The organism is Marinobacterium rhizophilum DSM 18822, assembly GCF_000378045.1.
Lineage (GTDB): Bacteria > Pseudomonadota > Gammaproteobacteria > Pseudomonadales > Balneatricaceae > Marinobacterium_A > Marinobacterium_A rhizophilum.
Genome location: NZ_KB899105.1, coordinates 73,119 through 99,502 on the forward strand (window position 1 = coordinate 73,119; position 26,384 = coordinate 99,502).

Annotated in this window: 17 protein-coding genes; 6 read left to right on the plus strand and 11 right to left on the minus strand. The window is 56.9% G+C overall.

The window, feature by feature from the left end; genetic code table 11:
• The first annotated feature begins 172 nt into the window (after positions 1 to 172).
• Together pyk and F451_RS25880 are read left to right on the plus strand one after the other, a co-directional pair.
• Positions 173 to 1,585 carry a pyruvate kinase gene (pyk, locus tag F451_RS0117275; protein WP_020682653.1) on the plus strand — a complete coding sequence of 471 codons (1,413 nt, stop codon included), beginning with the start codon at positions 173 to 175 and terminating at the stop codon, positions 1,583 to 1,585.
• A 214-nt stretch (positions 1,586 to 1,799) separates the two neighbouring features.
• Positions 1,800 to 2,708, plus strand: coding sequence for an urea transporter (locus F451_RS25880; protein WP_169434530.1), 909 nt, complete (start codon positions 1,800 to 1,802; stop codon positions 2,706 to 2,708).
• Here the strand turns inward: F451_RS25880 and F451_RS0117285 are convergent.
• The gene (locus F451_RS0117285; protein ID WP_020682655.1) at positions 2,705 to 3,856 is read right to left on the minus strand and encodes a BCCT family transporter; all 1,152 of its coding nucleotides are present in this window, start codon (positions 3,854 to 3,856) and stop codon (positions 2,705 to 2,707) included. The two genes, F451_RS25880 and F451_RS0117285, sit on opposite strands and share 4 nt — an antisense overlap.
• A 359-nt stretch (positions 3,857 to 4,215) precedes the next feature.
• On the opposite strand from F451_RS0117285, the gene betI reads away from it, so the two are divergent.
• Positions 4,216 to 4,800, plus strand: coding sequence for a transcriptional regulator BetI (gene betI, locus F451_RS0117290; protein WP_020682656.1), 585 nt, complete (start codon positions 4,216 to 4,218; stop codon positions 4,798 to 4,800).
• On the opposite strand, the gene betA is transcribed toward betI, so the two are convergent.
• The 10 genes from betA to dctP all read right to left on the minus strand — a co-directional run bounded on the left by betA (position 4,797) and on the right by dctP (position 21,905).
• Complete coding sequence (betA, locus tag F451_RS0117295) at positions 4,797 to 6,482, minus strand: choline dehydrogenase (protein ID WP_020682657.1); 1,686 nt, start codon at positions 6,480 to 6,482, stop codon at positions 4,797 to 4,799. The two genes, betI and betA, sit on opposite strands and share 4 nt — an antisense overlap.
• A gap of 363 nt (positions 6,483 to 6,845) precedes the next feature.
• Positions 6,846 to 7,601 (minus strand): sulfite exporter TauE/SafE family protein, encoded by a 756-nt coding sequence (locus F451_RS0117300; protein WP_020682658.1) that lies wholly within the window; start codon positions 7,599 to 7,601, stop codon positions 6,846 to 6,848.
• Between the two features lie 500 nt (positions 7,602 to 8,101).
• On the minus strand, positions 8,102 to 11,812 hold the full coding sequence (locus tag F451_RS0117305) for an RNA-directed DNA polymerase (protein ID WP_020682659.1): 3,711 nt from the start codon (positions 11,810 to 11,812) through the stop codon (positions 8,102 to 8,104).
• An 18-nt stretch (positions 11,813 to 11,830) separates the two neighbouring features.
• Positions 11,831 to 13,630, minus strand: coding sequence for a restriction endonuclease subunit S (locus F451_RS0117310; protein WP_020682660.1), 1,800 nt, complete (start codon positions 13,628 to 13,630; stop codon positions 11,831 to 11,833).
• A 2-nt stretch (positions 13,631 to 13,632) separates the two neighbouring features.
• Complete coding sequence (locus F451_RS0117315; protein WP_020682661.1) at positions 13,633 to 15,096, minus strand: N-6 DNA methylase; 1,464 nt, start codon at positions 15,094 to 15,096, stop codon at positions 13,633 to 13,635.
• Between the two features lie 69 nt (positions 15,097 to 15,165).
• On the minus strand, positions 15,166 to 17,598 hold the full coding sequence (gene hsdR / locus F451_RS0117320; RefSeq protein ID WP_020682662.1) for an EcoAI/FtnUII family type I restriction enzme subunit R: 2,433 nt from the start codon (positions 17,596 to 17,598) through the stop codon (positions 15,166 to 15,168).
• A gap of 204 nt (positions 17,599 to 17,802) precedes the next feature.
• The gene (ssb, locus tag F451_RS0117325) at positions 17,803 to 18,363 is read right to left on the minus strand and encodes a single-stranded DNA-binding protein (protein ID WP_020682663.1); all 561 of its coding nucleotides are present in this window, start codon (positions 18,361 to 18,363) and stop codon (positions 17,803 to 17,805) included.
• A 535-nt stretch (positions 18,364 to 18,898) separates the two neighbouring features.
• Complete coding sequence (locus tag F451_RS0117330) at positions 18,899 to 20,200, minus strand: TRAP transporter large permease (protein WP_020682664.1); 1,302 nt, start codon at positions 20,198 to 20,200, stop codon at positions 18,899 to 18,901.
• Positions 20,201 to 20,226: 26 nt separating this feature from the next.
• The gene (locus tag F451_RS0117335) at positions 20,227 to 20,820 is read right to left on the minus strand and encodes a TRAP transporter small permease subunit (RefSeq protein WP_020682665.1); all 594 of its coding nucleotides are present in this window, start codon (positions 20,818 to 20,820) and stop codon (positions 20,227 to 20,229) included.
• A gap of 59 nt (positions 20,821 to 20,879) precedes the next feature.
• Complete coding sequence (dctP, locus tag F451_RS0117340; protein WP_020682666.1) at positions 20,880 to 21,905, minus strand: TRAP transporter substrate-binding protein DctP; 1,026 nt, start codon at positions 21,903 to 21,905, stop codon at positions 20,880 to 20,882.
• A gap of 204 nt (positions 21,906 to 22,109) precedes the next feature.
• On the opposite strand from dctP, the gene F451_RS0117345 reads away from it, so the two are divergent.
• The 3 genes from F451_RS0117345 to F451_RS0117355 all read left to right on the plus strand — a co-directional run bounded on the left by F451_RS0117345 (position 22,110) and on the right by F451_RS0117355 (position 26,256).
• The gene (locus F451_RS0117345; RefSeq protein ID WP_240476509.1) at positions 22,110 to 23,069 is read left to right on the plus strand and encodes a LysR substrate-binding domain-containing protein; all 960 of its coding nucleotides are present in this window, start codon (positions 22,110 to 22,112) and stop codon (positions 23,067 to 23,069) included.
• Between the two features lie 213 nt (positions 23,070 to 23,282).
• Entirely contained in the window at positions 23,283 to 24,686 is a 1,404-nt protein-coding gene (locus F451_RS0117350; protein WP_020682668.1) for a cytochrome P450, read from the plus strand.
• A 181-nt stretch (positions 24,687 to 24,867) separates the two neighbouring features.
• Positions 24,868 to 26,256, plus strand: coding sequence for a glycosyltransferase (locus tag F451_RS0117355; RefSeq protein WP_020682669.1), 1,389 nt, complete (start codon positions 24,868 to 24,870; stop codon positions 26,254 to 26,256).
• Positions 26,257 to 26,384 lie beyond the last annotated feature (128 nt).

Consider the following 26,384-nt stretch of genomic DNA (forward strand, 5'->3'; position numbering starts at 1 on the left):
TGATTCATTTTTTTATCGACACCGGCCAGAGCGCAGCGCGCAGTAGCCAACCCTATACTTTGAACACATCAGTGTTGCGGACTCTCGCCTGCTGCTCAGCCGGCCCGATTCCAGAGCATTGATGCAAGGCGGCGCCCGGCCGCCACATCACCGCCGTTGGAGGACACTGCATATGGCGCCCGACAAGAAAACCAAAATACTGGCGACGCTGGGGCCTGCCACCCGCAGCGCCGCGGATGTTCGTGCGCTGGTGGATGCCGGCGTAAACCTGTTCCGGCTCAACTTCAGCCACGGCGCCCACGCGGATCATGCCGAGCGTTACGGCTGGATTCGAGAGGTCGAAGCCCAGCTCGGCTACCCGCTGGGCATCCTGATGGATCTGCAAGGCCCCAAACTGCGCCTCGGTCAATTCGCCCAGGGCGCAGTGCAGCTGGCACAGGGCGATCGCATCTGGCTGGACCTGGACAGCACGCCCGGCGACGCCAAGCGCGTGAACCTGCCGCACCCCGAAATCATTCAGGCCCTGCAACCCGGCATGTCATTGCTCATCGACGATGGGCGCGTGCGCCTGCAGGTGATTGAAACCCGCGCTGATGCCGTGCTGGCACAAGCCTGCAATGCCGGCGAACTGTCGGACCGCAAGGGCGTCAACGTGCCCGAGGCCGTACTGGAATTGAGCCCGCTGACCGAAAAGGACCGACGGGATCTGGCCTATGGCCTGCAGCTGGGGGTCGACTGGGTAGCGCTGTCCTTTGTGCAGCGGCCCGAGGATATCACCGAAGCCCGCAGCCTGATCGGCGACAAGGCCTTCCTGATGGCCAAGATCGAAAAACCCTCCGCCGTCGAGCACATGCAGGCCATCGCCGAGCTATCCGATGCGATCATGATTGCCAGGGGCGACCTGGGGGTGGAAGTGCCGGCCGAAAACGTGCCGGGTATCCAGAAAAGCATTATCAAGTGCTGTCGCCAGCTGGGTCGCCCGGTGGTAGTGGCGACCCAGATGCTTGAATCCATGCGCTTCTCTCCGGCACCGACGCGCGCCGAGGTCACGGACGTGGCCAATGCCGTATCCGAAGGTGCCGATGCGGTCATGCTGTCGGCGGAAACCGCATCCGGCGACTATCCGCTCGAAGCCGTGGGCATGATGAGCAAGATTATTCGCCGCATGGAAACGGATCCTGACTACCAGGCCCAGCTCGATGTCAGTCGCCCGCAGCCCCAGGCCACCATTCCCGATGCGCTCAGCTGCGCCGTGCGTCGTATCAGTCGAATCCTGCCCGTTGCGGTCCTGGTGTGCTTTACCAACTCGGGCGCCACCAGCTTGCGGGCATCGCGTGAGCGGCCCGGCGCCTCGATTCTGACCCTTACGCCCCATCTGAAAACCGCTCGCCAGCTCACCGTTGCCTGGGGTGTCTATTCCCAGGTGAGCGAACGTTTCAACAGCGTTGATGAAATCGCCACCACGGCACTGGAAGAAGCCCGCCGGCGTGAGATGGCGGTGGCCGGAGATACCGTTGTCATTACCGCCGGCGCCCCCTTTGGCTCTTCCGGTTCCACCAACCTGCTGAGGATAGAAACAGCCTGACCCGCCAAGCATCCCCTTTGTGAATTGGCATAGCGCTTAAGGCCCTGGCAACAGGGCCTCTTTTTTCTGTTCCAGTACAGATCGCTCCCGCCCCGGGACCTGTTTTCATTGCGCCTGACAGGCTGTTTCGCGCGCCTGACGAACAAGCGCTGTTTCAGCCCAGGCTCACTAACCGGCACAGACAACTACGCCCCATTTGTCGGACATACCCCACGTGAATACACGAGATACTGCACGGTTCTGGCTGGATACGCTGCTGCACAGCTATAGCCAGGTTCTGTTCCAATGTCACCGTTTCTGCGGCTTGCTGATACTGCTCGCCATTGCCCTGGATGGGGCGACGGCACTGCTGGGCAGCCTGCTGGGCTGGAGTGGCGCCCTGCTGGGCGCTCGCCTGGTCAGGGCGGATGCAGCCCTGGTGCGGGCCGGCTACTACGGCTTCAATGGCGTTCTGGTGGGACTGGCACTGGGCCATTTTCTGGGAGGCTCCTGGTTCAGCGCCAGCGCTATCCTGCTATTTTCCGCCCTCGGCGCACCGCTGATTCATCTGCAGATACGGCGCTGGAGCATTGCGCCCTATACCAGCGCTTTTGTGCTGCTCGGCTGGTGTGCCTGGCTGCTGGCGACTGGCGCCGGTCTGCTGCCCGCAGCTCAGGCCACCCTCCCGGCAACCGACGGAACGGGTCTGCCCGGCTGGCTTGCGGGTCCGATCCAGGGCCTGGGCCAGGTGTTTTTCCTCGGTTCACTGCCGGCAGGGCTGCTGATTCTGGCGGCGCTGGCGGTCTCGGCACCGCGCAATGCCGCCTGGGGGCTGGGCGGTGCCCTGCTGGGCAGTCTTGTCGCTGCCCTGGTGAGCGTTCTGACTGACACGGCTCTCGTGTCGATGACCGCCATTGCGTCCGGGCTGTTTGGGTATAACGGTGCACTGGCCGCACTGGCGCTGGCGCAGCGCTTTACACGCCAGCCAGGCCTTATCGCCATTGGCGTGGTGATGTCCACCCTGCTGCAGCCCGGTTTTTCCCTGCTCGGGCTGCCCGCCCTGACCGCACCCTTTATCCTTGCCTGCTGGCTGGTGTGCATTCTGGCTGGTGCCCTGCAGCCCCGGCCCGGTGTGGCGCCTTAATAGCCCGCATCCACGTCATTTAAGACAGGCTGGACGAGGCGGGCCGAGTGACGCAGCAGGAGCAAGCTGACCGCCCCATACAGACCGATTACCACCAGTCCGATCCACTCGATCTTGAGCGGCGTGAACTGGAACAGCAGCACCAGCCCGTACATCAATAACCAGTTACCGATGATATAGGGGGAGAACCCAAATCGTTCAACGGTGAAATTGAGGTTGGTGGTGTAAAGACGGATCAGCGAGTCGAGGGAGTTAATCACGAAAATCACGCCGACCACCAGCATCGACAGTTTTAGCACGCCGCTGAGCACCAGCGCCTGCTCGAAATAGAAATAGAGCACCGAGAACCAGATGGCGATCGGAATCGACGGAATCACCAGCATGGCCAGGCACAGCTGCCACGCCGACAGCCCGCCCACAAAACGGGCAACAAACTGGCCAATCATGATGCTCCACGAGAACCACCAGAACAGGTAGAAGGCGTGGTAGTCACTCATTGGCGTAATAAAACGATGCAGATTGCCGAAGTAACCCGACAGATTCACCAGGCTGTTGGAGAACGCCGTCGCCCCCATGCCGGCATTCAGCGCCAGCAGTCCGATCAGGGCGAAAAACAGCCAGGTGGAACCGATACTGAGCCATTTGACATAGCGTACGTCCGAGCTGGAAAACACGGCCAGCAATACCACGGCGGCGGTGAGGCCATAACGCAGCGGTTCGGATATCCCCTGGGCGTAGTCCGGCAGGTAACTGAGAAAGAGAAAGCCGGTAAAGGCGCAGGTGCCGATGATGACCAGATTGTTGATGAACTTGATCGCCGGGATTTCGAACAGCTTCAGTCGCGGTTCGACAATGACGAAATAGAAGGTTGTGAGGAAATAGAACGCCCAGACCAGGAAACCCCAGAATCCGAACTCGATCGCCAGCGGGTTGGTAAAAGCATAGGCCGACTCTTCGGCATAGACCGGAAACTCGCCGAGCGGAAACATGATCAGCCCGACATCGAGCCCGGACGTAAAGAGAATGGCCGTAAAGGCGAACAGCGACGTGGGCATCGTCCCCTGACAGCGCAGCCGCCCCCAGCGCAACAGGATAATCACGACCATCAGCAAGGTGGCAACGATGGCGCAAGACAACAGAATATTCATGAGTGGATCCTCGGGATATTAAGGGATTTCGACACGACCAGGGAGCCAGAAGGCTTTGGCAATGGATGAGATCGGTCGCGCTTGTCCCTGAAAACATCCTTATTATTTTTAGTAAATTGAACGTTTAATTAAATTAAATATCCTCCCTAATCTGTAATCGAACATCTCTGCATACGGCCTGGGCCATTCCAATTACGACATGCCGCCTGGCGGTAAAACAGCGATGGAAATCCGCTTGCTCGATAATTTCCAAAAAAGTACCGAGCAGTGCACCGGTATGCACAGCCTCCCGTGTTGAAGCCGCTGCCAAAAACAACGATCATGTCCGCCCCAAGTGTTACTCGCCACCAGGAATCCCCATGCCCAAGGTTGGAATGCAGCCGATTCGGCGCAAGCAGCTGATTGAAGCCACCACTGCCGCCATTCATCAGTACGGCTACGCCAATACCACGGTCGCGAAGATCAGCAAGATCGCTGGGGTTTCCACCGGCATTATTCACCACTATTTCGACGGCAAGAATGACCTGCTGGCCGAAACCATGCGCCAGTTAATGCGCCAGCTGACCGATGAAATTTACCGCAGCTGGAGCCAGGCCAGCTCGCCACGAGCACGCATAGCCGCCATCATTGATGGCAACTTCTCAGACGAGCAGTTTGCTCCCGAAGTGGTGACCTGCTGGCTGGCGTTCTGGGCCGAGACGCCCCACGATGCGGCACTGCAACGGCTGTCCGGCATTCGGGGAGCCCGCATGCGCTCCAACCTGCTGTACAACTTTCGCGCACTGCTGCCCGCCGATGAAGCCCAGGATGCAGCCTTGCTGCTGGCGTCCCTCATCGACGGCCTGTGGATTAACTGCGCCCTGGCGAGCCCGACCGCGGATGCCGCCGTCGCCCGCCGACTGGCACACCAAACGCTGGCCCGCCTGCTGCACGAGGCGGTTTAAGCCGGCGGGTTCAGCCGCTGGCGTTCCTGCCACTGCGGATCGATCCATACGTCTACGCCGGCATTCGGCAATGGTGCTTTGCCCAGAATCAGATCGGCGGCCTTTTCCGCCACCATGATTGTCGGTGCATTGAGATTGCCATTGGTGATGGTCGGGAAAATGGATGAATCCACCACCCTCAGCGCCGCTATGCCACGTACCCGGCACTGCGCATCCAGCACCGCCATGGCATCATCGTCAGCCCCCATCTTGCACGTGCAGGAGGGGTGGTAGGCGCTCTCGACATTCTGCCGCACCCAGGCATCAATCTGCTCGTCGCTCTGAATATCCTTGCCCGGCTGGATCTCATCACCACGGTAGGCATCAAAGGCAGGCTGGGCGATGATCTCGCGGGTCAGGCGAATAACGGCACGCCAGTCGATGACATCCTGTTCGGCCTGCAGGTAATTGAACCGAATGCTCGGCGTATCCGTGGGATCGGCCGAGCGAATGCGAATATGGCCTCGACTCACCGGCTTGTTGGGCCCGACGTGTACCTGAAAACCATGCCCATCAAAGGCGGCCTGGCCATCGTAACGCATCGCCGCCGGCAGGAAGTGATACTGCACATCCGGCCATTTCAGCCCGGCACGCGAGCGGATAAAGGCACAGGATTCGAAATGATTGGTCGCGCCCAGGCCATTCTTGAACATCATCCAGCGGGTGCCGATCAGGCCCTTGCTGATCAGGCCCAGCTTGCCGTTAAGCGAGATCGGCTGCTTGCAGCGGTACTGGAAGTAGACCTCCAGATGATCCTGCAGGTTCTCGCCCACACCCGGCAGCTCATGCTTTACGGCCACCCCGGCCTGTTCGAGCACGGCACGCGGCCCGATGCCCGAAAGCTGCAGCAGCATCGGCGAGCCCACTGACCCCGCCGACAGGATGACCTCGGTACCCGCCATCGCCGTTCGCGTTTTACCACCGACGCTGTACTCCACACCCGTGGCACGCTTGCCCTGCAGCAGGACGCGATGCGTCGTCGCCTTTGAAACCAGGTGCAGGTTGGGCCGTTTCAGCGCGTCGCGCAGATAGGCGTTCGAGGTGGACGCCCGCACGCCGCCCTTGACGGTCATGTGCATGGGGCCAAAGCCCTCCTGGCGATAACCGTTGTAGTCGGCCGTATCCGGATAGCCGGCCTCGACACCGGCATCGATAAAGGTCTGATACAGCGGATTGAGACGCATCTCGTTGCCGTTACAGGTCGACAAGGGCCCGTTGCCACCGCGATAGTCATCGGCACCGCCCGCCCAGGTTTCAGCCCGCTTGAAGTACGGCAGGCACTGCTGATAGCCCCAGCCCGTCACGCCCTGCTCTTCCCACTGATTGAAATCACAGGCATGGCCGCGCACATAGACCATGCCGTTGATGGACGATGAGCCCCCCAGCACCTTGCCCCGCGGACAATGCAGGCGCCGGTTGTCGATACCGGGCTCCTCTTCTGACTCAAACGGCCAGCTGTATTTGGGCGAGTTCATCGGATAGGACAATGCTGTGGGCATCTGGATAAAGATGCTCTTGTCGCTGCCACCCGCCTCGATGAGCAGCACCTGGTGCTTGCCGCTCTCGGTCAGGCGGTTGGCCAGCACACAACCGGCCGAACCGGCACCGATGATGATGTAGTCGTAGCTCTGTTGCTGTGTCATGTGCTCTCCCATGGCCGGCGATAGCGTCTGAACGGGCCGAAGCCTTACTCGGTCACGCCCACCGCTGGCATCATTAATATGCAATGCCACCAACATAATCTATTTTAATTAAACGTTCAATCAACTTAAACTGAAAAGGCATCGCCAGATCATCGATGGCCCTGACTCCAAAAGCGAAAAAGCCCCGCAGTTGCGGGGCTTTTCCATCACATCCACTGGGCTCCCGTACAGGATGTCCACGGTGTTGCACTTGGTGACTTTGATATCAGCGGATCGGGTTATCGTGGCAGGCTCCTGCCACGATGGGGCAGGCGATTCTTGCGATTCAGGACACTAAATCGCGAGCGGCTGTCAGGCGCACATTCACTGCAGCAATACGCCGGCCTGCCAGATCATCCGCACAGAAAGCAATGTGAGAATCCAGTTAAAAATCCTGCCAAAATGATGATCAGGCAGTTTTTTCAGCACATGCAGCCCTATCCATGTGCCGATGGCACCACTCAGGATCATGGCCACCAGCAATGGCAGCCAGGGCCCTATTTCAAAACCGGTCTGATTGAATACCGCAATTTTGCAGATATGCTGCAAGCTCATGGCCGCAGCGAACGTGGCGACCGTCTTGAAGCGATCCTGAAAGATCTGTTTCAAAAAGGCCCCGATCAAGGGACCGGTAGCGCCGACGAACAGGGTAAGAAAGGTTGTCACGACGCCCACAATCGCAGGCCCCCAACGCCCCAGAACCAGCTTTGGCAACTTGGGGCCCCAGCACAGATAGAGGATGAACCCGGCGATACTCAGGTACATGACGGCAGGCGGCAAGGCCACCAGCACAAAGCTGCCCAGGAGCGAGCCAAGCAGGGCTCCCGGTAAAAAGGCAAGAATCAGCCGCCAGTCAATATGGTGAAAACTCATGCCGGCACGCCCCGCGTTGGACCCCAGCTGCACGACCCCATGCAGCGGAATGATCAGCTGAGGTGGCACCACCTGGGCCATGACTCCCAACAACATGATGCCCCCTCCGGCCCCCAGGCTCGCGGTCAGCAAGGAGGTCAGACCGGCCGTGCCCACCAGCAACAGGAATATGAATGGCGTAAGTCCATTCAGTATGTCTTCCAGCATTAAAGTACTCCGTCATCACCTGGCAGCCGGGCTACCGCACGCACTTTGCCTATATTTCCCGCTATAAACTGAAAAACCCCGCATCCGCGGGGTTTTGAATAATATCCAAGGTAAGGATTAAAACGGTAATTTACGCATAAATCACTAAACGACCACACTAAATTCATAAAAAATATAGTAAATACAATGATCTAAGGAACAACAAGCCGACAAAGACAACACCAAAATGTAGATTAAGGCCCATAAATCCCGATTTCGGGCCTTTTTATCAACATTTATAGATCAAGAGGCTCATCGGCTCTCCGCTCAAGCTGCCCCCCCTGTTTTAGGGCCAGCTAAAATTAGGGTTCCTCTGGTCATTATGTTGATCCAGGAAGGCCCAGGCGACACGTCGCCCAGTGACTCATGTGGCCTTCCGTCATTGTACTCTATGAGCAACTTCTCGGTAATTTCGCTTGACAGTATGCTGGCTGACCAGGATGTATATTCGCCACATTGACTCAGCTCATCCCCGCCGGCTTGGTCTTGGTCTTCTTGTAACTCCCGATCTTCCGTTTAAACGCTGCTAGATCGATATCGGCTGTACTGATCGAAATCTGGTTCCCACCATGGCTATGGGCAATTAGCTTGTCATAGGGTTCCTTGTAGGGAGCCTGAATGGTGGAACCACCGAACTCGCCAATGTTGGTGATTACGACATGCTGGTACATGTGGTACTGAAGCGCGGCGGCCATATTGTCGAAGGTGTTAACATCTCGGTTATGGGCGGCGATGACGAATAGATCGGTTTTCCCGCGCAGGTCTGCAACCAGATTAATGTCAGTCGCGTCGTAACAGATCGCCCCCGTTAGCGTGAACGGCCCTTCAGGATGACCTACCAGCTCGATAAGGTGCTGACAGGGGCGGTAACCGGTGATCCCCATACCTTTCTCCGGTTTTGTCATAAACTCTTTGCCTTGATCTCTGATGATCCACTGGCGTCCGGTGTCACGGTAGTCGGGGATAAACCAGCGCGCCTTGTTGATGCGCACACCCTGGTGGTCAGTAAAAACCAGTCCAGCAAAAACAATCGCCTGGGTCTTGTCGGCCAGCCGCTTTATGACATCCTGATCGTCCGGATGAACTGCCACTTCAGGGAATACGATGAGGTCCGCTTTAGGCTTTGGATCCTCTTTGTCCGCTTTCAATTTGGCTTCAAGCGTTTTCACAGTAAGTGCACACACGTCCAGCAGGTGAGCGCGATGCCGTGACCGCATTACAGGATTATTCAGTTCAGGATCGGCAAGGCTAAAATCGGCATAGCGGGGCAGCAGTTGCTGAACCGTGACCACGCGGAAACGATCATTTTCTTGCTTAGGCCGTTTCACTATTGTTGGTATGAGCGGCAGCTGCGACGATTTGCAGTAAAGCTCGTTGAGATATGTAAGCCTCGTGGCTAAACATTGCTTAAGTGTTTTTAGCCCCACAATCGCCTTGATGTCATCGTGGCGGATATGTGATGACTCAAACCCTGGCCACTGCAGGCAACGCATCAGTAGTTCAGAGGTCCAGGTGCTTAGGGTAGAGTACTCCCCGACCAGCGCCTCAGGGGCATGCATCATTCCCATCCGGCGCTTATACCAACTGGTCCGCAAGCCTTTGTAAGTAACCGTCTTGCCGGCCTTCCAGCGGCTGCCGGTGAAGTCGGCACCTCCGAGTGCCGCGGCCCTGAGAATTGAACCCAGCCAGTAGATCTTTTGGCACTGTGTATCCTCTAGATCAACAGCCAACCAGTCTGGCACCACAAAGCGCGGGTCGTCAGTCGGTCCGTTACCCGCAGTACAAACAATATTGGTTACTCCAGGCAGGTAAAGCTTGTCCCATGTAAACGGGGAATCAGGCTTCACATTGATTGCAGTGGGTGAGCGGCCTGATGTTGTTTTACCGTGCTCGATTAAGTCAATGAGCCCCAAGCCCAGCTTGATAAGCGCGCTCTCATGCTCGAAGCCGTTGCTCTCAGAGGCGATGACTTTTGCCAATCGCTGCAATCTGACCGCCGGTGAAGTACCGACCTGAGGCGTAGCCCACCTGAAAAGATCCAGTAACGGCTTATCCGCGCCGGGTTTTTTTAGCTGCTTCCATAACGAGAGCCAGAAGGGGCCGCCCCGCTTGGCAAACACTTCAAGCGCCGCATACTGTTTGCCATCGAGATCGGCGATATACGCCATGAAATCCGCTGCGTAAGTGTCAAAATTACCTGTAATCTGACCTGCAACTTCGAACAATGCTCTGAACTGTCTCTGGTATCTATCGGGCAAACTTCCCGCCAGGAGACGATGCAGGAATTGATGGTGCTGAAGTAATTCTTCGCTGCTCTTCTCCAAAACGGGCTTGTTAATGACCGCCAGCAACATCAGCGCCTGGCGTTTGACAAAGACCAGGGCTGTGCCGGATGCGATGACCTTCTGGGCGTACCGGCTGATTAACTCGATGACCGAGTGAGGTGTCAGACTCGATGGGTAATCAACCACCTGGAAGTAGCCGTTAAAGTCCGCAGCACAGCGAAACAGGTCGGCCAGCAGGTAGTCCATCATTGCGGCGGTATGCTCGTTATCAACCTCCTCTGAGAAGGAGCTGCGACGATAGATCGCCTTCAGTACCGGCTCGAACAGATCCGCGCAGGGGTAGATTTCAAGTGCTTTTCGCAAAACCAAACCCAGCGAGGGATCTCGCATCCACGCCAGAATCAGCTTCTTTGCCAGCAGCTCGCTTTCGTTATCGGTGTTTTCAAAGTTGGCACTGCCGTCGCCATCGATGCCCAGAGTCAGTTTTCGTTTGCTTCTGACAATGCTTTCCAGCCGGTTGGCCGCGAATCGCTTTAGGGTGTCGGGACGGATGTCGTGGTCAAAGCCCGTAATTTGCAGCAGAGGCTGGTCCACTATAACCGTCTTACTCGGTAGCTGGTCATCTTCGACCGTTAATAAGCTCTCCAGTATACCGGTAGCGGAATCCAGCATATCCCTGTCGGCCGGGCCACTCAGTTCGCTCTGAATCGTTTCGATCCGCTTGGCCATGCTGCCGCTGTTGTCGAGATCGGGTAACGGCGTAACCTTGGTCTTGTCCTCGTTTATCGCCAGTTCGTCGCCACCATACCGCTTGAGCAACTGAGTAGCGCAGGCGTTAACAAGATCGGCGATCTCTTCAGCACTGTGTTCATCGGTACTGACCACTAACCGCAGGTCATCCACATAGCGGCAATAGTCATGCAGCACCAGTTCCTTGGTTGAATCCAGGCTTGAGCCGATGAGTTCTCCAAATTTTCGATCAAAATCAACTAGGTAGGCATTGGCGAAAAAGCCTGCCGCAACCAACCCCTGAGGGAGCCCTTGCTCAATCGCGCCCATCTTGTGCTTCTCAGCCAGAGCCACATCATCGGCGCTCCACTGCCAATCGGTGATGCGCTCAAAGGCTTGCCAGAAGTCAGGACACACTTCCTGTTTGAAATTCTTGCTGATTTCTTGCAAACGCTGTGACAGGGTCTCGCGCTTAATAGTGTTATAGAACTTTGCCAGATCCAGGTTAACGATAAACACCGACTCTTCATCGGCCTGTTGCTCTGAGACGACACGGCCGGTGGTGATCGGGCGTTTAAGAAAGTTTTGATAGTCGGTGTAGAACTTGCGGTAGGTTTCGCTGTTGCCCCAACGAAACCAGGCTTTATCCGATGCTTTCCAATCACAGATCAGCCGATTGCCGTAGCTGTAAACACGCCGAGCTAATGCACCCTCGGCTCCATCCTTTTTATGGCTGCAATCACCCTGGGCGGACTCCACCGCATCCGCCAGGCACAGCATGGCTGCACTGGCCCAGGTTTGGTCACGGATCGTTAGATGCGCCAACGGCCGGAGCGGTATTTTCTCATCATCTCGCTTCGTGTCACTTTTCTCGCTTGGGTGCCAGCCCTCTGCATCAATGACCCAAGCCTCACTCTTCGCAGCAGGCACAAGCTCCAATGGATGTAGCGCTTTGCCATCTTTGAGAGATTTGGCCCAAATTTTGGCATTATCTTCGATGCCAAGAGCCGAGACATCCAGCGCCAAGGTATCGGCGTACCAGTTGAACGTGCGGATATAGCCGTGGGTCTTTTTCCACGCCTGCGCCATCACTACCTCGTCGGTGAGATAGTCGATGGTCGGTTTCAGTCGGCGATACTTCTCTTCAATGAGCTTCATTCTCGGTCCTTGAGCGGTTTATCCGACGGCTTTTTCCACCAAAGCATCGGCTAGGTGCAGCTGGGTCTGCTGGGCCTGTTGCAGGCGCTCTTTAAGCTGGTCGCAGAGGGTCATCAGCTGGTCGAGTTTGGCGACGATACGGTGCTGTTCACTAAGACTCATAACAGGAATTAAAGCCTCCAAAACCTTGGCAGGAGAAGTATGTCGAACAGTGGTGCCTGTACAAGTTCTCGCCAACTCAGACCTCAAAAACCGACAATTAAAAAACCAGTATACGAATTCAGGCGCTATAGCTTCGCTATAAGTTGTTAGTTTCCCAAGACGCTGGTTATGCAAATACACATTTTTATCTTTTGGTATGAAAGCTGCGCTTCCAAGCAGGCCAGGAGCCTGTTCTGTCATTGGTATGATTAAGTCTCCTGGTTCCAAAAAGAACTCACCGTTTAGCGGACCATCGTAGTACTTTGTTCTATTACCTCGATGCCTAAAGCCGCCTACTTCGTGGAAGTTACCAGGTGTTGTCAAGATATAGGGAGTTGCCTCCTCAACAAAATATTTACTCTTGAACGCATAGCCATGCTGAAGACTCAGGACATCACCAATTCTTGCCCACCCCAGCCCATTCGGCAGCGCAAACGGCTTCTCATCATCACCAATCGGCGGCAGTGGCTTCTGCTTCTTGATCTTCTTCTCTTTCACCAGCCGCGCCTTATCAGCGGCGATCTTTTCCAGCAGCACGGCCGCGGGTTCGTCGCTGGGGTCTTGGGGGACGAGTTTACCCATGAAAGCCAGTTGCAGAACGGTTTGTTTGAGCTGCTCGATGCTGTGGTCGGTAGTAAACAGGGTGTCGAAATGCGCCGCGATGCGGGTCCAATTCTGTTCCAGCTCGGCGGCATCGCCGCTGCCGGTCAGGGTCGCCAGCAGGGTTTCGACCAGCGTGGCGTGGACGTCGATACTGGCTTCGGTCTGCTGCTCCAACTGATCGCACAGTGCCATCAGCTCATCGACTTTGGCGACGATGCGGTGTTGTTCGGCAAGAGGAGGCAGTGGCAATACAACTGACGCCAAAGCTTTACCCGACATATTTGAAATTCCAACACCTTTACGATATTGGTCAATTTCTCCAGTAGCGCTTAGCTTTTCAAAGACTCTGAACATGTAGTACGGGCTAATGGCACCAAAGAACCTCGCGCGATGAATATGATTCTGAAAACATACGTCATGCTCGCGATTCCATACAGCGGCTCTACCAGCGTCACCACCCTCGCAGATTAATAAATCGCCTTTTGTGGCAGAGCATTTATCAAGCTCTTCATCTTTTATTAACATCTCCCGAACGCTGTCTAACTCAAAGCGCCCCCAGTAGAGGTTGGATGTTGTGAGGTAAGGCCTAGCGATGCCTGAGTTTCGTCCTTTGTCCAGCGTTTTACCCGAATTATGTTGAGCAATATCACCGAAACGCACCCACTCCCAGTTTTGAGGTAATGAAACACAAACCTCATTATCAGAGACCGCAGCCTGTGCCTTAGTTTTTTTTAACTTCTTCTCATTCACCAAATGTGCTTTTTCGGCTGTAATCCGTTTCAACAGCACCGTGGCCGGTTCATCATTCGGATCTTGCGGCACCAGTTTACCCCGCACCGCCAGTTCCAGGATCAGCTCACGCAGCTTCTTGATACCATACAGATCGAGTTTCTTACTGCTGCCCCGGCCCGCAGACGAACGGGTCTGAATTGCAGACGTCCAGATCTCGATATTGGAGGTGATCAAATCTTCAGGTGCATTAGCGGTAACGACCAGAGAGCTTGTTGCATCCATGACTACGCCCCCTTACCCAGCGCATCGCTCAGAATGGCTTTGAGCTGGTCACGCAGCTCACCGATCTGCTGCTGCTGCGCGGCATAGTCAGCCAGCAGCTCGTCGGGATCATGGCTGACCACGTCACCCACATGGGGGTTCTTGATATCGAGGTTGAAGTTGCGGCCGATGACTTCATCGATACCCACCTTCCAGGCCTGCTCGTTTTCGATCCGTGCGGCAAAGCCATCGGCCTCGTCGCCCCACCAGTCGATCTCGGTCTGGAACTCTTCAAAACGCATCGGTTTGGTCTTGTTGTAGTTCTTCACGCCCTCCGGGTAGGGATGCTCGTAGAACCATATTTCCCGGGTGGGTTGGCCCTTGGTGAAAAACAGGATGTTGGTCTTGATGCCGGTATAAGGGTTAAACACGCCGTTGGGCAGCCGCACGATGGTGTGCAGGTTGCACTCCTCGGTCAGCAGCTTCTTGATCTTGGTCTTCACGCCCTCGCCGAACAGGGTGCCGTCGGGCAGCACTACGGCGGCTCTCCCCTTTTGAGCCAGTACCTCAATGATCAGCTGCAGGAACAGGTCGGCGGTTTCGCGGGTCTGCAGCTCGGCGGGGAAGTTCTTCTCGATGCCGTCTTCCTCGGTCCCGCCAAAGGGCGGGTTGGTGACGATCACATCGATCTCTTCATCCCAGCTGGAAAGCGGCTTGTTCAGGGTATTGCCGTGTTTGATCTGTACCGGCACCTCAATACCATGCAGCAGCATGTTGGTGGTGCAGAGCAGGTGCGGCAGCTGCTTTTTCTCGACGCCGTGAATCTGCTGCTGCAGCGTCTGGTGGTCGGCGGCGGTTTTTACGTAGTTGGCTTTCACATGGTCAAACGAGCAGGCCAGGAAGCCGCCGGTACCGCAGGCCGGGTCCATGATGCTCTCGCCGAGCTTGGGGTCGATACGGTTGACCATAAAACGGGTGACGGCACGCGGGGTGTAGAACTCACCGGCGTTCCCGGCGCTTTGCAGGTCGCGCAGGATCTGCTCGTAGATATCGCCGAACATGTGCCGCTCTTGCGAATCGGTAAAGTCGATCTCGTTGAGCTTGTTGATTACCTGGCGCAGCAGGGTGCCGTTCTTCATGTAGTTGAAGGCATCGCTGAAGGCTTCTTTCACCACAAAGCCGCGCGGGTTCTTATCAATCGGCGCGGCCAGGCTTTTCAGGTCGCCGAACAGCTCGTCATTGACGAAATCCAGCAGCTCGTCACCGGTCATGCCCTGGTTGTCGGCCGCCCAGTTGCGCCACAGGTACTTTTCCGGAATCGGAAAGCGGTAGTCGTCCAGCTCCATCTCCAGCTCTTCTTCCTGGGCGTCGAACACCTTCAGGAACAGCAGCCAGGAAAGCTGACCCAGGCGCTGGGCATCGCCATCAACGCCGGCGTCTTTGCGCATGATGTCCTGGATGGATTTAACAACAGAGCTGATCGACATAGTTTTCTCTTTTACCGTTACAGGCCAGGCATCACCGCAAGGGTAAATTGCCGGGCCATAAAATAGGGATTACGCGGAGTGCGGCACGCGGCGGTAGATCTCGGCTTCCAGCTCGCTGACGGCATCCAGATAGCTTTGCTTGTCTCCAAAGCCTTTCTTCACGATTTCGATCGGCCGGCCCAGCTGATCGAAGGGTTTGACCTTGAGCACATGGATGTTCTCGATCTCCTGCACCCCGTCATCGGCATACTTATCCAGCAGGGTGCTGAGTACCGTCTGGGCAGTGCCGCTGTATCTGGCGAAGTAATTGCGCTTCTTGACGCTCTCAGCCCGCTCTTTGCGGGTCAGCGGCGGCTGATCATAAACCACATGGCAGATCAGGTCGAAGGGATCGAGATCCTTACCCACCTCCTGCGCCAGCACGTCCCACAAAATGCCTGCGTCCGCCAGCTCATCAATAATCACCTGCTTGCGCTCGGCCGCGTTCCACTTTTTGGTGAACTCATCAAGCGAGGCAAAATGCCCGGCCATCGATTTGCGGGTGTAGTCCTTAAACGACTCGGTCACCAGCTTGCCGTCGGTATCGTAATACTGCACCCGTTCGGCAATGGCTTTGACCGCCACACCGTTCACATGAAATTTCCTGACCCTGGGTTCGTCTTCGTCCCATTCGCCATCACCGAGAACGGGGTCACCATAGGCGCCGTGCTCATCTTCGATTCCACCATCGGGATGATCCGCGGGCTCATCCGCAACATCGGGATCAATACCGTTGATGATGTCATCGACCTCAGCGGTGCCATCGATGATGTCATCGGGGGCGACCGTGATCACCCGCTCAGGTGTACCGTCAAAGCGCTCGTCGGCAAAAAGTTCGGTGGCCTTTTTGAAGTCGAGGATGGTAAACCAGAGCTTGTTGTATTTGTCGTCAATACGGGTGCCCCGGCCGATGACCTGCTTGAACTTGGTCATCGACTGGATGGTTTGATCCAGCACCACCAGCTTGCAGGTCTTGGCATCCACGCCGGTGCTCATCAGCTCGGAGGTGGTGGCGATCACCGGATAGGGCTTTTTCGGGTTGATGAAGTTATCCAGCTGGGCCTTGCCCAGTGCATCATCGCCGGTGATCTTCATCACGTATTTTTCGTTCCGGGCAACCTGTTCCGGGTTCAGGTTGACCAGCGCACGGCGCATTCGGTCGGCGTGATCGATGTCATCGCAGAACACAATGGTCTTGGCCATGGGGTCGGTGCGCCCGAGGTAGCTGGTAATCGTCTGGGCCACCAGCTCGGTGCGTTCATCTACAACCAAGGTACGGTCGAAGTCCTTCTGGTTGTAGATGCGATCCTCGACTAGCTCGCCCTTTTTGTCGATCTGTCCTTTGGTAGGGCGCCAGCCCTGCAGATCGATATCGATATCCACCCGCACCACCTTGTAGGGCGCCAGGAAGCCATCTTCGATCCCCTGTTTCAGCGAGTAGGTGTACAGCGGGTCTCCGAAGTAGTCGGAGTTGGAAACGTCTTCGGTTTCCTTGGGTGTCGCGGTGAGGCCGACCTGGGCTGCACTGCTGAAGTACTCCAGAATCTCGCGCCAGGCGCTGTCTTCGGCGGCGCTGCCCCGATGGCACTCGTCGATAATAATCAGGTCGAAGAAGTCCCTATCAACCTGCTTGTACGCCTTCTGAGACTCTTCCGGGCCGGTGAGGGCTTGATAGAGCGCAAGATGAATCTCGTAGGCCGGATCCACGGTACGCCCGGTCACCTTGGTCATGGCCTGGCCAAAGGGCTGAAAGTCGTTGATCAGGGTCTGGTCGACCAGAACATTGCGATCAGCCAGAAACAGGATGCGTTTCTTTGCGCGCGCCTTCCACAGCCGCCAGATGATCTGGAACGCCGTGTAGGTCTTGCCGGTGCCGGTCGCCATGACCAGCAGGACCCGGTTCGAACCGAGCGATATCGCTTCGATGGTCTTGTTGATCGCCTGCAGCTGGTAGTAGCGGGGTGACTTGCCACTGCCATCGTCGTGGTAATCCTGGGTAATGATCGGCAACTGCGCGTCGGTAAACCCACGCCAGGTACAGAACCGCTGCCAGAGCTGCGCAGGCGTGGGGAAGTCTTGCAAAAGAATCTCGGTTTCCAGCGCGGCAGGATTAGTCTTGTCATGGAAGACGAAGCCATCACCATTGGTGGCAAAAATAAACGGGACTTCAAGCAGGCCAGCATAATCCAGCCCCTGCTGCATGCCCTTACCGATCTCGTGCTTGTTGGCCTTGGCTTCGATGACCGCCAGCGGCATGCCGGGCTTGTGGTAAAGCACGATATCCGCTGACTTGACCTTCTTGCGGGCAGCCGCCTGGCCACGCACCACTACCTTGCCATCGCGTAGCTTCACTTCCTGCCGGATCTGGGTCATGTCATCCCAGCCCGCATCTTTGACAGCCGGCAAGATGAACTTGCTGATGATGTCGGTTTCTGTGAGCTTTGCTTTGTTGATGCCTGCCATGGCTGCGCTTTCCGTAAATCCGAAGATGGCTGTCAGTTTCGCACAAAAAGCCGGAATTGTACGGGCTTATACAGTCACGTTCGGAACACTACTGAACAGCAGAGGAAACAGGAATTTTCAACAAATAACAGATAAAAAAAATCTCCACCCCATGTATTTCAACAGGATGGAGATTTTTCTCAACAAAGATAAGTTATGCGTTCATCAGAACGGGATATCGTCGTCGAAATCATCAAAGCCCGGTGCCGGCTGCTGCGGCTGTTGCGGGGCCTGCTGCGGACGGGACTGGGCCGGAGCCTGGTTGCCCTGGGGCTGCTGATAGTTCTGCTGCGGCGCCTGTTGCGGGCGCTGCTGACGCGGCTGTTGCGGCTGTTGTGAATAGCCACCGCCGGTATCCTGGTTGTAGTTGTCGCCACCACCTGAACCACCACGGCCGCCCAGCATCTGCATTTCGCTGGCGACGATTTCAGTGGTGTACTTGTCCTGGCCGCTCTGATCCTGCCACTTGCGGGTACGCAGTGCGCCCTCGACATAGACCTGGGAACCCTTGCGCAGGTATTCACCGGCAATCTCGGCCAGCTTGTTGAAAAACACCACCCGGTGCCATTCGGTGCGTTCCTGCATCTGCCCGGTGTTCTTGTCTTTCCAGCTCTCGCTGGTTGCCAGTGTCACGTTGGTCACTGCATTGCCGGAAGGCATGTAACGCACCTCCGGATCACCGCCCAGGTTGCCTACCAGGATTACTTTGTTAACGCCGCGTGCCATCGGTTTCTCCACTTCGTTCTGCAGGGCTTGCCGTCACCGCCGGCAAGCTTTCATATAGCCGTGAAGGATAACATACACCACAACATTTCGCTGCGCCTGCACATGATCAACAAGCCTGGTTTTCCGTCATCCCGGCCCGGCCGGACGAGGCGTCATCCTTGCCATCCCGCGACCCCGGCAACAGGAGCCCCTGACCACAGGTTATTTTTTCATATCGCCAGCGACCCGCAGATGCAGACGGTTAAGCAGAAACGCGGTAAGACAGATAGAGCGCACCCCTTTTACAGCGTCACGGTGTAACGCATCAGAGGGCTTTCACCGCCCCCCAATCGGCTTCTGATTCAACCTGCCAGCCATTCGAAGGGGTTTGCCAAAGACGCAAGCCGATAGTTCCAGCCTTGGCCCACCGGGTACGCACAGCCGCGAAGCCCGGCATCACGGTGCCACAATGAATTACGGGCTCGGCTGACAAGCAACACTGCCCGGTCGTATCAACGCCCAGTCATTGATATCAGCGCCACCTGCCTTGGTATTCTTATAAGGACCAAGTGGCAATCTGTGGAAACTTCAACAGCAGACCCAGCACAACCAGCTGTATCAGGATGAAAGGAACCAGCGCACCAAAAATGTCCTTGAGCGATATCTCCGCCGGCGCCACGCTCTTCAGATAAAATGCCGCAGGACCAAAGGGCGGGCTGATATAGGACACCTGCATGTTGATGGCAAACAGGATGCCGAACCACACAAGGTCAAAGCCCAGCTGGTGCACGATGGGCACGAAGATCGGCAGACAGAGCATGGCGATCCCGATCCAGTCCAGAAACATCCCCAACAACAGGAAAATCAGCATCATCACCAGAATGATCACCAGCGGGGCCACATCCAGGCCCATAATGGCGGAGGACACGAAGCGGTTACCGCCCATCAGGTTATAGACACCAACCAGGCAGGCAGCACCGATGCCAATCCAGACGATCATGCCGCAGGTTTCCAGCGTCTGGCTCAGGCTTTCCTTCAGCATCGACAGGCTGAATTCACCCCGCAGCTTGACGGCCAGCATAACGGCGGCGGCGCCCATCGAGGCCGCCTCAGTCACCGAGGCGATGCCGCCATAAATACTGCCAAGCACCAGGCCGGCAATCACCAGCGGATAGGCCATGCCCTGCACGGCTTCACGCCAGCTCAGTCTGGGTTGATCGTTATGTACCGCGCTATGCGCACCACCCATTTCAGGGTAACGCCAGCAGATAAAGATGACATAACACATGTAGGCAGCCATCAGCAGAATGGCGGGCACAAGCGCCGCCTTGAACAGATCGGCAATCGATACGCTGGAAATCAGGCCATAAATAATCAGCACGATCGACGGCGGGACCATGGTACCCAGCGAGCCGCCGGCACAGACCACACCAATCGCGATGCGCTTGTTATAGCCCAGGCGAAGCATTTGCGGCAGTGCGATCACGCCCAGCAGCACAATTTCACCGCCAATAATGCCGGAGATGGCTGCCAGAAAGAATGCCACTACCAGCGTCTGAACAGCGACACCACCTGGCAACCGGCCTGAAAAAACCCGCATGGAATTAAACAGGTCCCTGGCCATTCCCGAGCGATCCAGCAGACCGGCCATAAAGACAAACATGGGTACGGCTACCAGCGAGTACTCCGTAACAAAACCGAAAATGCGGCTTGCCACCAGCGGGATGGCACTCGTGCCAAACCAGCCCAGCGTGAATAGTACCGCCACCAGACCCGTAACAAAGGCCAGCGGCAGCCCCAGCACCAGCAAGCCGAATATAGAGGACACAAGCAGGTAGGTTGCGATTTCAATAGTCATGGAGCAGTACCCGTATCAGCGACTGGTTATTTCTTGTTCTTGAAGTACCCGCAGAAGCGGACGAGCAATTGCAGGGCCATCAGCACAACAGCCAGCAGGATGACAATCTTGGTAAATGCCGGCAGCGGGGAGTTCCAGGACGAACCTGACGTTTCCAGGCGCCAGTCACCGGTAGGCGCATGCGTGGCACCATAAGCCAGCACCCAGGCGGCATAGCCAATGGCAACACAAAAGCCGATACCCAGCAGCAGGTTAAGTAACTCCAGCCAGCGGCGTTTTTTCGCCGGCAACAGATCCAGTAGCACCCGAATCTGAATATGCCGGTTACGCGCCAGTGCATAGGGGCCACCCAGTGCAAAAATCGAGGCCACCAGGAAAATGGTGGTTTCATGCACCCAGGTGGTCGGTGCATTGAAGACGTAGCGCGAAATTACTTCGAATACACTGATCAGCATGGCAACCAGTACCAGCCAGGCAGCCAGCTTCCCGGCTTGCTCAACCCGTCGGTCCATGGCGGTAATCTCCTGCTCGGCAACCGGCAGGGCGGTATCCAGCTTGCCGGCGACATGCACGGCAGACTGCGTATGACTTTCGTCAGACGCGGTGGTGTTATCGTTCATGATGTAATTCCTGACTCAAGCCCCGCCGGCCAGCGGCGGGGCTGATATCGCGGGACAGGTCAGAGCAGACCTTTTTCTGTCAGGTACGCCTGGATGGAATCCACAGCGTCTTTGGTATCGGCGTTTTTGCTGCGCCAGGTGTCCCACTCGGAACGCGCAGCGTTACGGAACTGCACCAGCTCGGCCTCAGACAGCGTCGTGATTGTGACATCACCGGTTTCACGTGCCTTGGCCACCTGTTCCAGATCCTTCTGTTTCAGTTTGCTGATCAGATTATCGGTGAACTCATCCACCGAGTGCTCCAGCAACGTTTTCTGCTCCTGTGTCAGGCCATCCCAGATAGTCTTGTTTATCGAGATCGACTTCATCGGCAGCGAATGGAATCCGGGATAGGCCGCGAAGGGCGCGTACTTGTGGTAACCCTGGCTGTAGTTCGTCGAGAACACGGTGTAATCGGCCGCATCAATCACGCCCTTTTCCAGCGCCGTGAACACCTCTGAGCCCGGCAGGTTTACCGGTGCGGCTCCGACCAGTGAGAAAATGTTGGAGACCATGCCTTCAGGCGCACGAATCTTGAGCCCCTTGAAATCGCTCAGATGCTCGATCTTGCGCTTGCTGATCAGGGCCTCGGCGCCTACCGCACCGGCACGGATCAAATGCACATTGTAGGGCTCCACCAGCTTGTTATAGCGGGTTTCACCGCCGGCATTACGCATGTAGTCCAGAAACTGATAGGGATCAGACCAGGCGCCGACCATATTGCCATAAATGGCAAAGGCCGGATTCTTGCCAGAAAAGTACCCTGGATCACTGATATGCCCCTGCAGGATTCCAGCCCCGACGGCTTCCAGCGTTTCCCCATTGCCAACGATAGCGCCGCCCGGCAGGATCTCGATGTTGATCTCACCCTGGGTTTCGTCGGCCACCGAGCGCGCCCATTCCTGCGCGATGCCATACTCATCATCACCGGCATTGACATTGATTTGGAATGTCCAGTCTTGGGCGGCAGCAGCTGTCGAGCTCAGGAGACAAGCAGCTGTCAGGGCCAAAAATCCCGGGATCATGGGTGTATTGAGCAGTTTCATGCAATTCTCCGTTTGTTTTTGTTATGCACAATCACGCCAGTCTTCGTATGTCGCGACTACCAGTACACGGCAAGCGAATCAACGAGGAGCAAGTGGCTCAAGGCTAAACAGCTTCGATATACTTAACAAATACCAAATATCGGTATAAATATATTCATTTGAATATACATGGTATGCGTAACAGCGGAGATTCCCTTGAAGTCAGTGAACGCGAACTGGTTTATCCGGGCCAGATTGAAGCAGCGCCATCTGCTGGTATTGGCAGCCTTGGGTGACACCTGCAATCTGAAACACGCCGCCGACGGGCTGGGCATTTCCCAGCCGGCGATTTCCAAGCTTCTGAAAGAACTCGAAGATGCCCTGGATGTGCAGCTATTCGAACGTCAAGCCCGGGGTGTGATACCGACCCCCTACGGTGAAACCATGATTCGCCACGCGCGCCATCTGCTAAGCACCCTGGACGGCGCCTATGCAGAAATCAATGCCATGCGCCACGGACAAAGCGGACAAGTCCGTCTGGGCACGATACTGACGCCCTGTGCTGACCTGATTCCAGAAACGCTGAACAAGGTACGCAGATCCCATCCGGATCTGGAAATAAGCATTCAGACCGGCTCCAGTGAGCAGCTGCTGGCGGCACTCGATGACGGCGAGCTGGACATTCTGGTGGCGCGTTATATCGACAAGCAGAACCAATACAGTTTTCATTATGAACCCATGTACCAGGAGCCCATCAATGTGTGCGCGCGTGCAGGTCACCCGCTGATCCGTGCGGGTCGCCGCCTGTCACCTGCCGACCTGCAGCACGAAGACTGGGTACTGCCACCCGGCGGCAGTGTGATGCGGGCAGAATTCGAAGCCCTGTTCTACCGTGCCGCCATGTTGCCGCCAACGCGCATTGTGACCGCCGAGAACCTGCTGATAATCACCAATCTGCTGGAGCAGAACAATATGCTGACACTGCTGCCCGAGGGAGTCGTGCAACACTACATGCGGTATAAGCTGCTGACCCAGGTGCCGCTGGAAACCGACGTTCAAAAGGATCTGGACCGGAATCTGGCCCCTTACGGGCTTATCGTGCGCGACAAAACGGTACTCTCACCGGCAGGCAAGGCCGTGCTGGAGGCTCTGCGCCAAGGCAAGAACAACCGCTATCCGGGATAAGACAGCAGCCTGATACGCCGCCGTTTAAATGACCGGACGCTGGGGTCCTGGCGCGACACCAGGCCCTGCATCACCAGAGGCGTTGGCCGCTGCGCTAGGAAGGAACCTGGAGCCCCCCCAGAGGCGGCACCTGATGTGCGATCGTTCCGCTGGAGGTGCCATTCTGCTATCTTAGCTGCCTATTACCTACCCCACGGACACGGAGTCACCGTCGTGCAGACACCCGCCCCAGAGACGCTGTTCAATCCTGTTAGTGTCGACAGACCGGACCGGTTTGACCTGACGCTCTGGAACCTTCCGGATGTGCGTAACAATCTCCTGGCATTCTGGTCACCCAAGTCCTACCGTGCCCGCAGCCTGTCGTTCAAGCTGCTGAATCAGCCGTATTTTGTCTGTAACTCGCCCGATACCGTGCGGCGGGTATTTCTGGACCGGCATGATAATTACGATAAAAAGAGCCCCCAGATGCGCCATGCGCTTGAGCCTCTGCTCGGCGACGGACTTTTTGTCAATGATGGGGAGCTGTGGAAAAAGCGCCGTGCCGCCTGCTCGCCGCCTTTTGAAAGGGAGTTTCTGCCCGGCTTCGGCGAAATCATGTCGGCCTCGGCCACGGAAATGGCCGAAAGCTGGGCACAAAAGCCGGATGGGGCCACGATCGACGTGCTTAACGAGATGGCGCGCCTGACCGCGCAGATCATTGGCCGCACCGTTTTCGGCGATGACGTGTCCGATGCCGATGCCGCCCAGGTGGTCAGCGGCTTTACCGACTACCAGCATACGATTAACCAGCTCGACCTGGCGGACACCTTCGGCATTCCACTGCTGAAAAGATTCACCAATCCGTGGCGCCGCAAGAAGGCAGCCAAAGCCGCTGCCCAGGTCCATAAGGTCATCGACCAGATCATCGAACGCTATCAGCGCGGCGAAAAACCCGACCGGCTGACACTGCTGTCGGTACTGCTGGATGGCGATGTGGGCACCTCCGGCAAGGGTGGCTGCCCGCTGCATGCCGAGGCGGCCCGTAACGAGGCGATCGTCATGTTCATGGCCGGACACGAAACAACGGCCAATGCGCTCAGCTGGGCCTGGTACCTGCTGGATGGCTGCGAGCGATCCCGGGACAAGATGTATGCCGAAATTGACAGCGTGTTGCAGGGACGGGCTCCCGGCTTTGACGACGTGGCCAACCTGCCCTTTACCCGCGCGGTATTTGAAGAAGCCCTCAGGCTATACCCGCCGGTACCGCTGCTGAGCCGGCAGGCACGTGAAGAGGACGAAATACGCGGCAGAAAAATCAAGCCCGGCACCATCATGCTGGCGGTTCCCTGGCTGCTGCACCGCCATGAGCTGGAATGGGAGGCCCCTGAAGCCTTCTGGCCCGAACGCTTCCTGCCGGGCGCCCCGCGCCCGGACAAGTTTGTGTATATTCCTTTCAGTGTCGGCCCACGTGTCTGTCTTGGCCTGCGCTTCGGACTGACCGAAGGAGTGCTCTGCCTGGCAACGCTGGCACAGCGCTATCGCCTGCGGCTGCCAAAAGATCACAAAGTCGAAATCGAATGCCGCCTGACCCTCAGGCCCAAGGGCGGCCTGCCGATGGTGCTTGAGAAAAGAGGCTGACAGCTGCGCCCCAAGGCGCCTTCCTTTTAGTGTATCAGTGCGAATCAGGCTCGCTGTATCAGCCCGTCGACAGATAAAGACGCAGCAGGCAGGCGCATTAAAAAAATCCCGCAAAACCACCCGACTTGCACGGTACCTGATGGTAAGCGCAGGCACATCCCCAGATGTAGAGGTTAGATTTGTGACGCAAAACACGACCACTGACACCTTCAAGCACATCCTGCTGGTGACCATCGGCACGCTCGGCGATGTGCTGCCCTTTCTGGTCATTGGTCGTCACCTCCAGCAACAGGGGCTCAGCGTCACCATCGCCACTCACGAGCATTACCGGGACAAGGCCGTGGCCTACGGACTCGCGTTCGAAGCCATTGCCGACACCGATCTGCAGCAATTCTCGTCGCACGAACATGCGTGGCATCCGGAACTGGGCGTGAGCGTCGCCGTGGACAAACTGCTGCTGCCCATGCTGAAACCGGTATTCGAGCTCACTCAACGCCTGGCGCTGCAGCCCGATGTATTAACCCTCGCCCACCCCCATGCCCTGGGGGCCCGTATCGCACAGGATCTGCACGGCTTTCCGATGTGGACCCTGTATCCCAGCGCCTGGCTGTTCCAGAGTGTGCATGCACGCCAGGCGTATCCCCGCGTCAACATGAGCTCGACAAGCACGCCGGGCAACGTGCCCGTGCGGTATCGCCTGATGGACTGGCTGGCAGATCGTGTACTGGGCAAGGCGGAACTCAAGCCGGGCATACTGATAGGCAGGAAAAGGCCCCTGTGGGAACGACGTTTGGGGCGCTCCATGTTTAGGCGCGTCTCAGACGATATGCTCGCAAAGCCGGTCAATAATCTGCGTCAGCGGGTCGGGCTGCCCAAGATACAGGGCGTCCTGACGACCTGGTGCCACTCACCGCAAAAGGCGGTCGGGCTGTTCCCCTCCTGGTATGCCCAGCCCCAGATAGACTGGCCCCGGAATCACCTGCTGAGCGGCTTTGTCGAAGCCAGGTCCAGTGCAGCCTTGCCGGAAGACCTGCAGGCCTTCCTTGATGCCGGTGAGGCTCCCATCGTATTTACCTTTGGCTCGGAGAAGCTGGATAACAGTGCAGCCTTTAAGGCGGCGACGGATGCATGCCGGGGGCTGGGAATACGTGCCGTGTTTATCAGCGCGGATGACGCCGATGTGCCCGCAGAACAGAGCGGGGATATTTTCTTCGTTCGCTTTGCACCGTTCGACGCCCTGTTCCAGCACATCCGCTGCGTCGTCCACCATGGCGGCATGGGGACGGCCTCTGCCGCTCTGCGTGCCGGCATTCCGCAATTGCTGGTGCCTTACAGCTATGATCAGCCTGACAATGCCGTACGCCTGCGCGGCCTGGGCGTCGGTATCACCCTGGCACCGGGGCTGTTCGATACCGAGCACCTGGTCGCAACCATTCGCGAGCTGATCACCTGCGAAACGGTGCAGGAAAATTGCCGCCGCTACGCCCAGTGCATTCGCAACGATAATGCGCTTGAGGTCATCACCCGCGAAATATCGACCGCAACTGACGATCGCAACTGTCTATCGTAGAACGGCCGTCAGCATGACCGGATAAAGCGAGGTTCGGCCAAGCGATGCGGTCAGACCAATGGTTTCGATCTATTGCGGGCAGCCATCACAGCCTGACAGATACCCATTGTGCCGACCACAAGGCTCAG

Coding starts and splice junctions, on each gene's coding strand:
- betA (WP_020682657.1), bottom strand. CDS start 6,482: ATGACACAGCAACAGAGCTACGACTACATCATCATCGGTGCCGGTTCG.
- F451_RS0117300 (WP_020682658.1), bottom strand. CDS start 7,601: ATGCTGGAAGACATACTGAATGGACTTACGCCATTCATATTCCTGTTG.
- pyk (WP_020682653.1), top strand. CDS start 173: ATGGCGCCCGACAAGAAAACCAAAATACTGGCGACGCTGGGGCCTGCC.
- F451_RS0117310 (WP_020682660.1), bottom strand. CDS start 13,630: ATGGATGCAACAAGCTCTCTGGTCGTTACCGCTAATGCACCTGAAGAT.
- betI (WP_020682656.1), top strand. CDS start 4,216: ATGCCCAAGGTTGGAATGCAGCCGATTCGGCGCAAGCAGCTGATTGAA.
- ssb (WP_020682663.1), bottom strand. CDS start 18,363: ATGGCACGCGGCGTTAACAAAGTAATCCTGGTAGGCAACCTGGGCGGT.
- F451_RS0117330 (WP_020682664.1), bottom strand. CDS start 20,200: ATGACTATTGAAATCGCAACCTACCTGCTTGTGTCCTCTATATTCGGC.
- F451_RS0117285 (WP_020682655.1), bottom strand. CDS start 3,856: ATGAATATTCTGTTGTCTTGCGCCATCGTTGCCACCTTGCTGATGGTC.
- F451_RS0117305 (WP_020682659.1), bottom strand. CDS start 11,812: ATGAAGCTCATTGAAGAGAAGTATCGCCGACTGAAACCGACCATCGAC.
- F451_RS0117335 (WP_020682665.1), bottom strand. CDS start 20,820: ATGAACGATAACACCACCGCGTCTGACGAAAGTCATACGCAGTCTGCC.
- dctP (WP_020682666.1), bottom strand. CDS start 21,905: ATGAAACTGCTCAATACACCCATGATCCCGGGATTTTTGGCCCTGACA.
- hsdR (WP_020682662.1), bottom strand. CDS start 17,598: ATGGCAGGCATCAACAAAGCAAAGCTCACAGAAACCGACATCATCAGC.
- F451_RS0117315 (WP_020682661.1), bottom strand. CDS start 15,096: ATGTCGATCAGCTCTGTTGTTAAATCCATCCAGGACATCATGCGCAAA.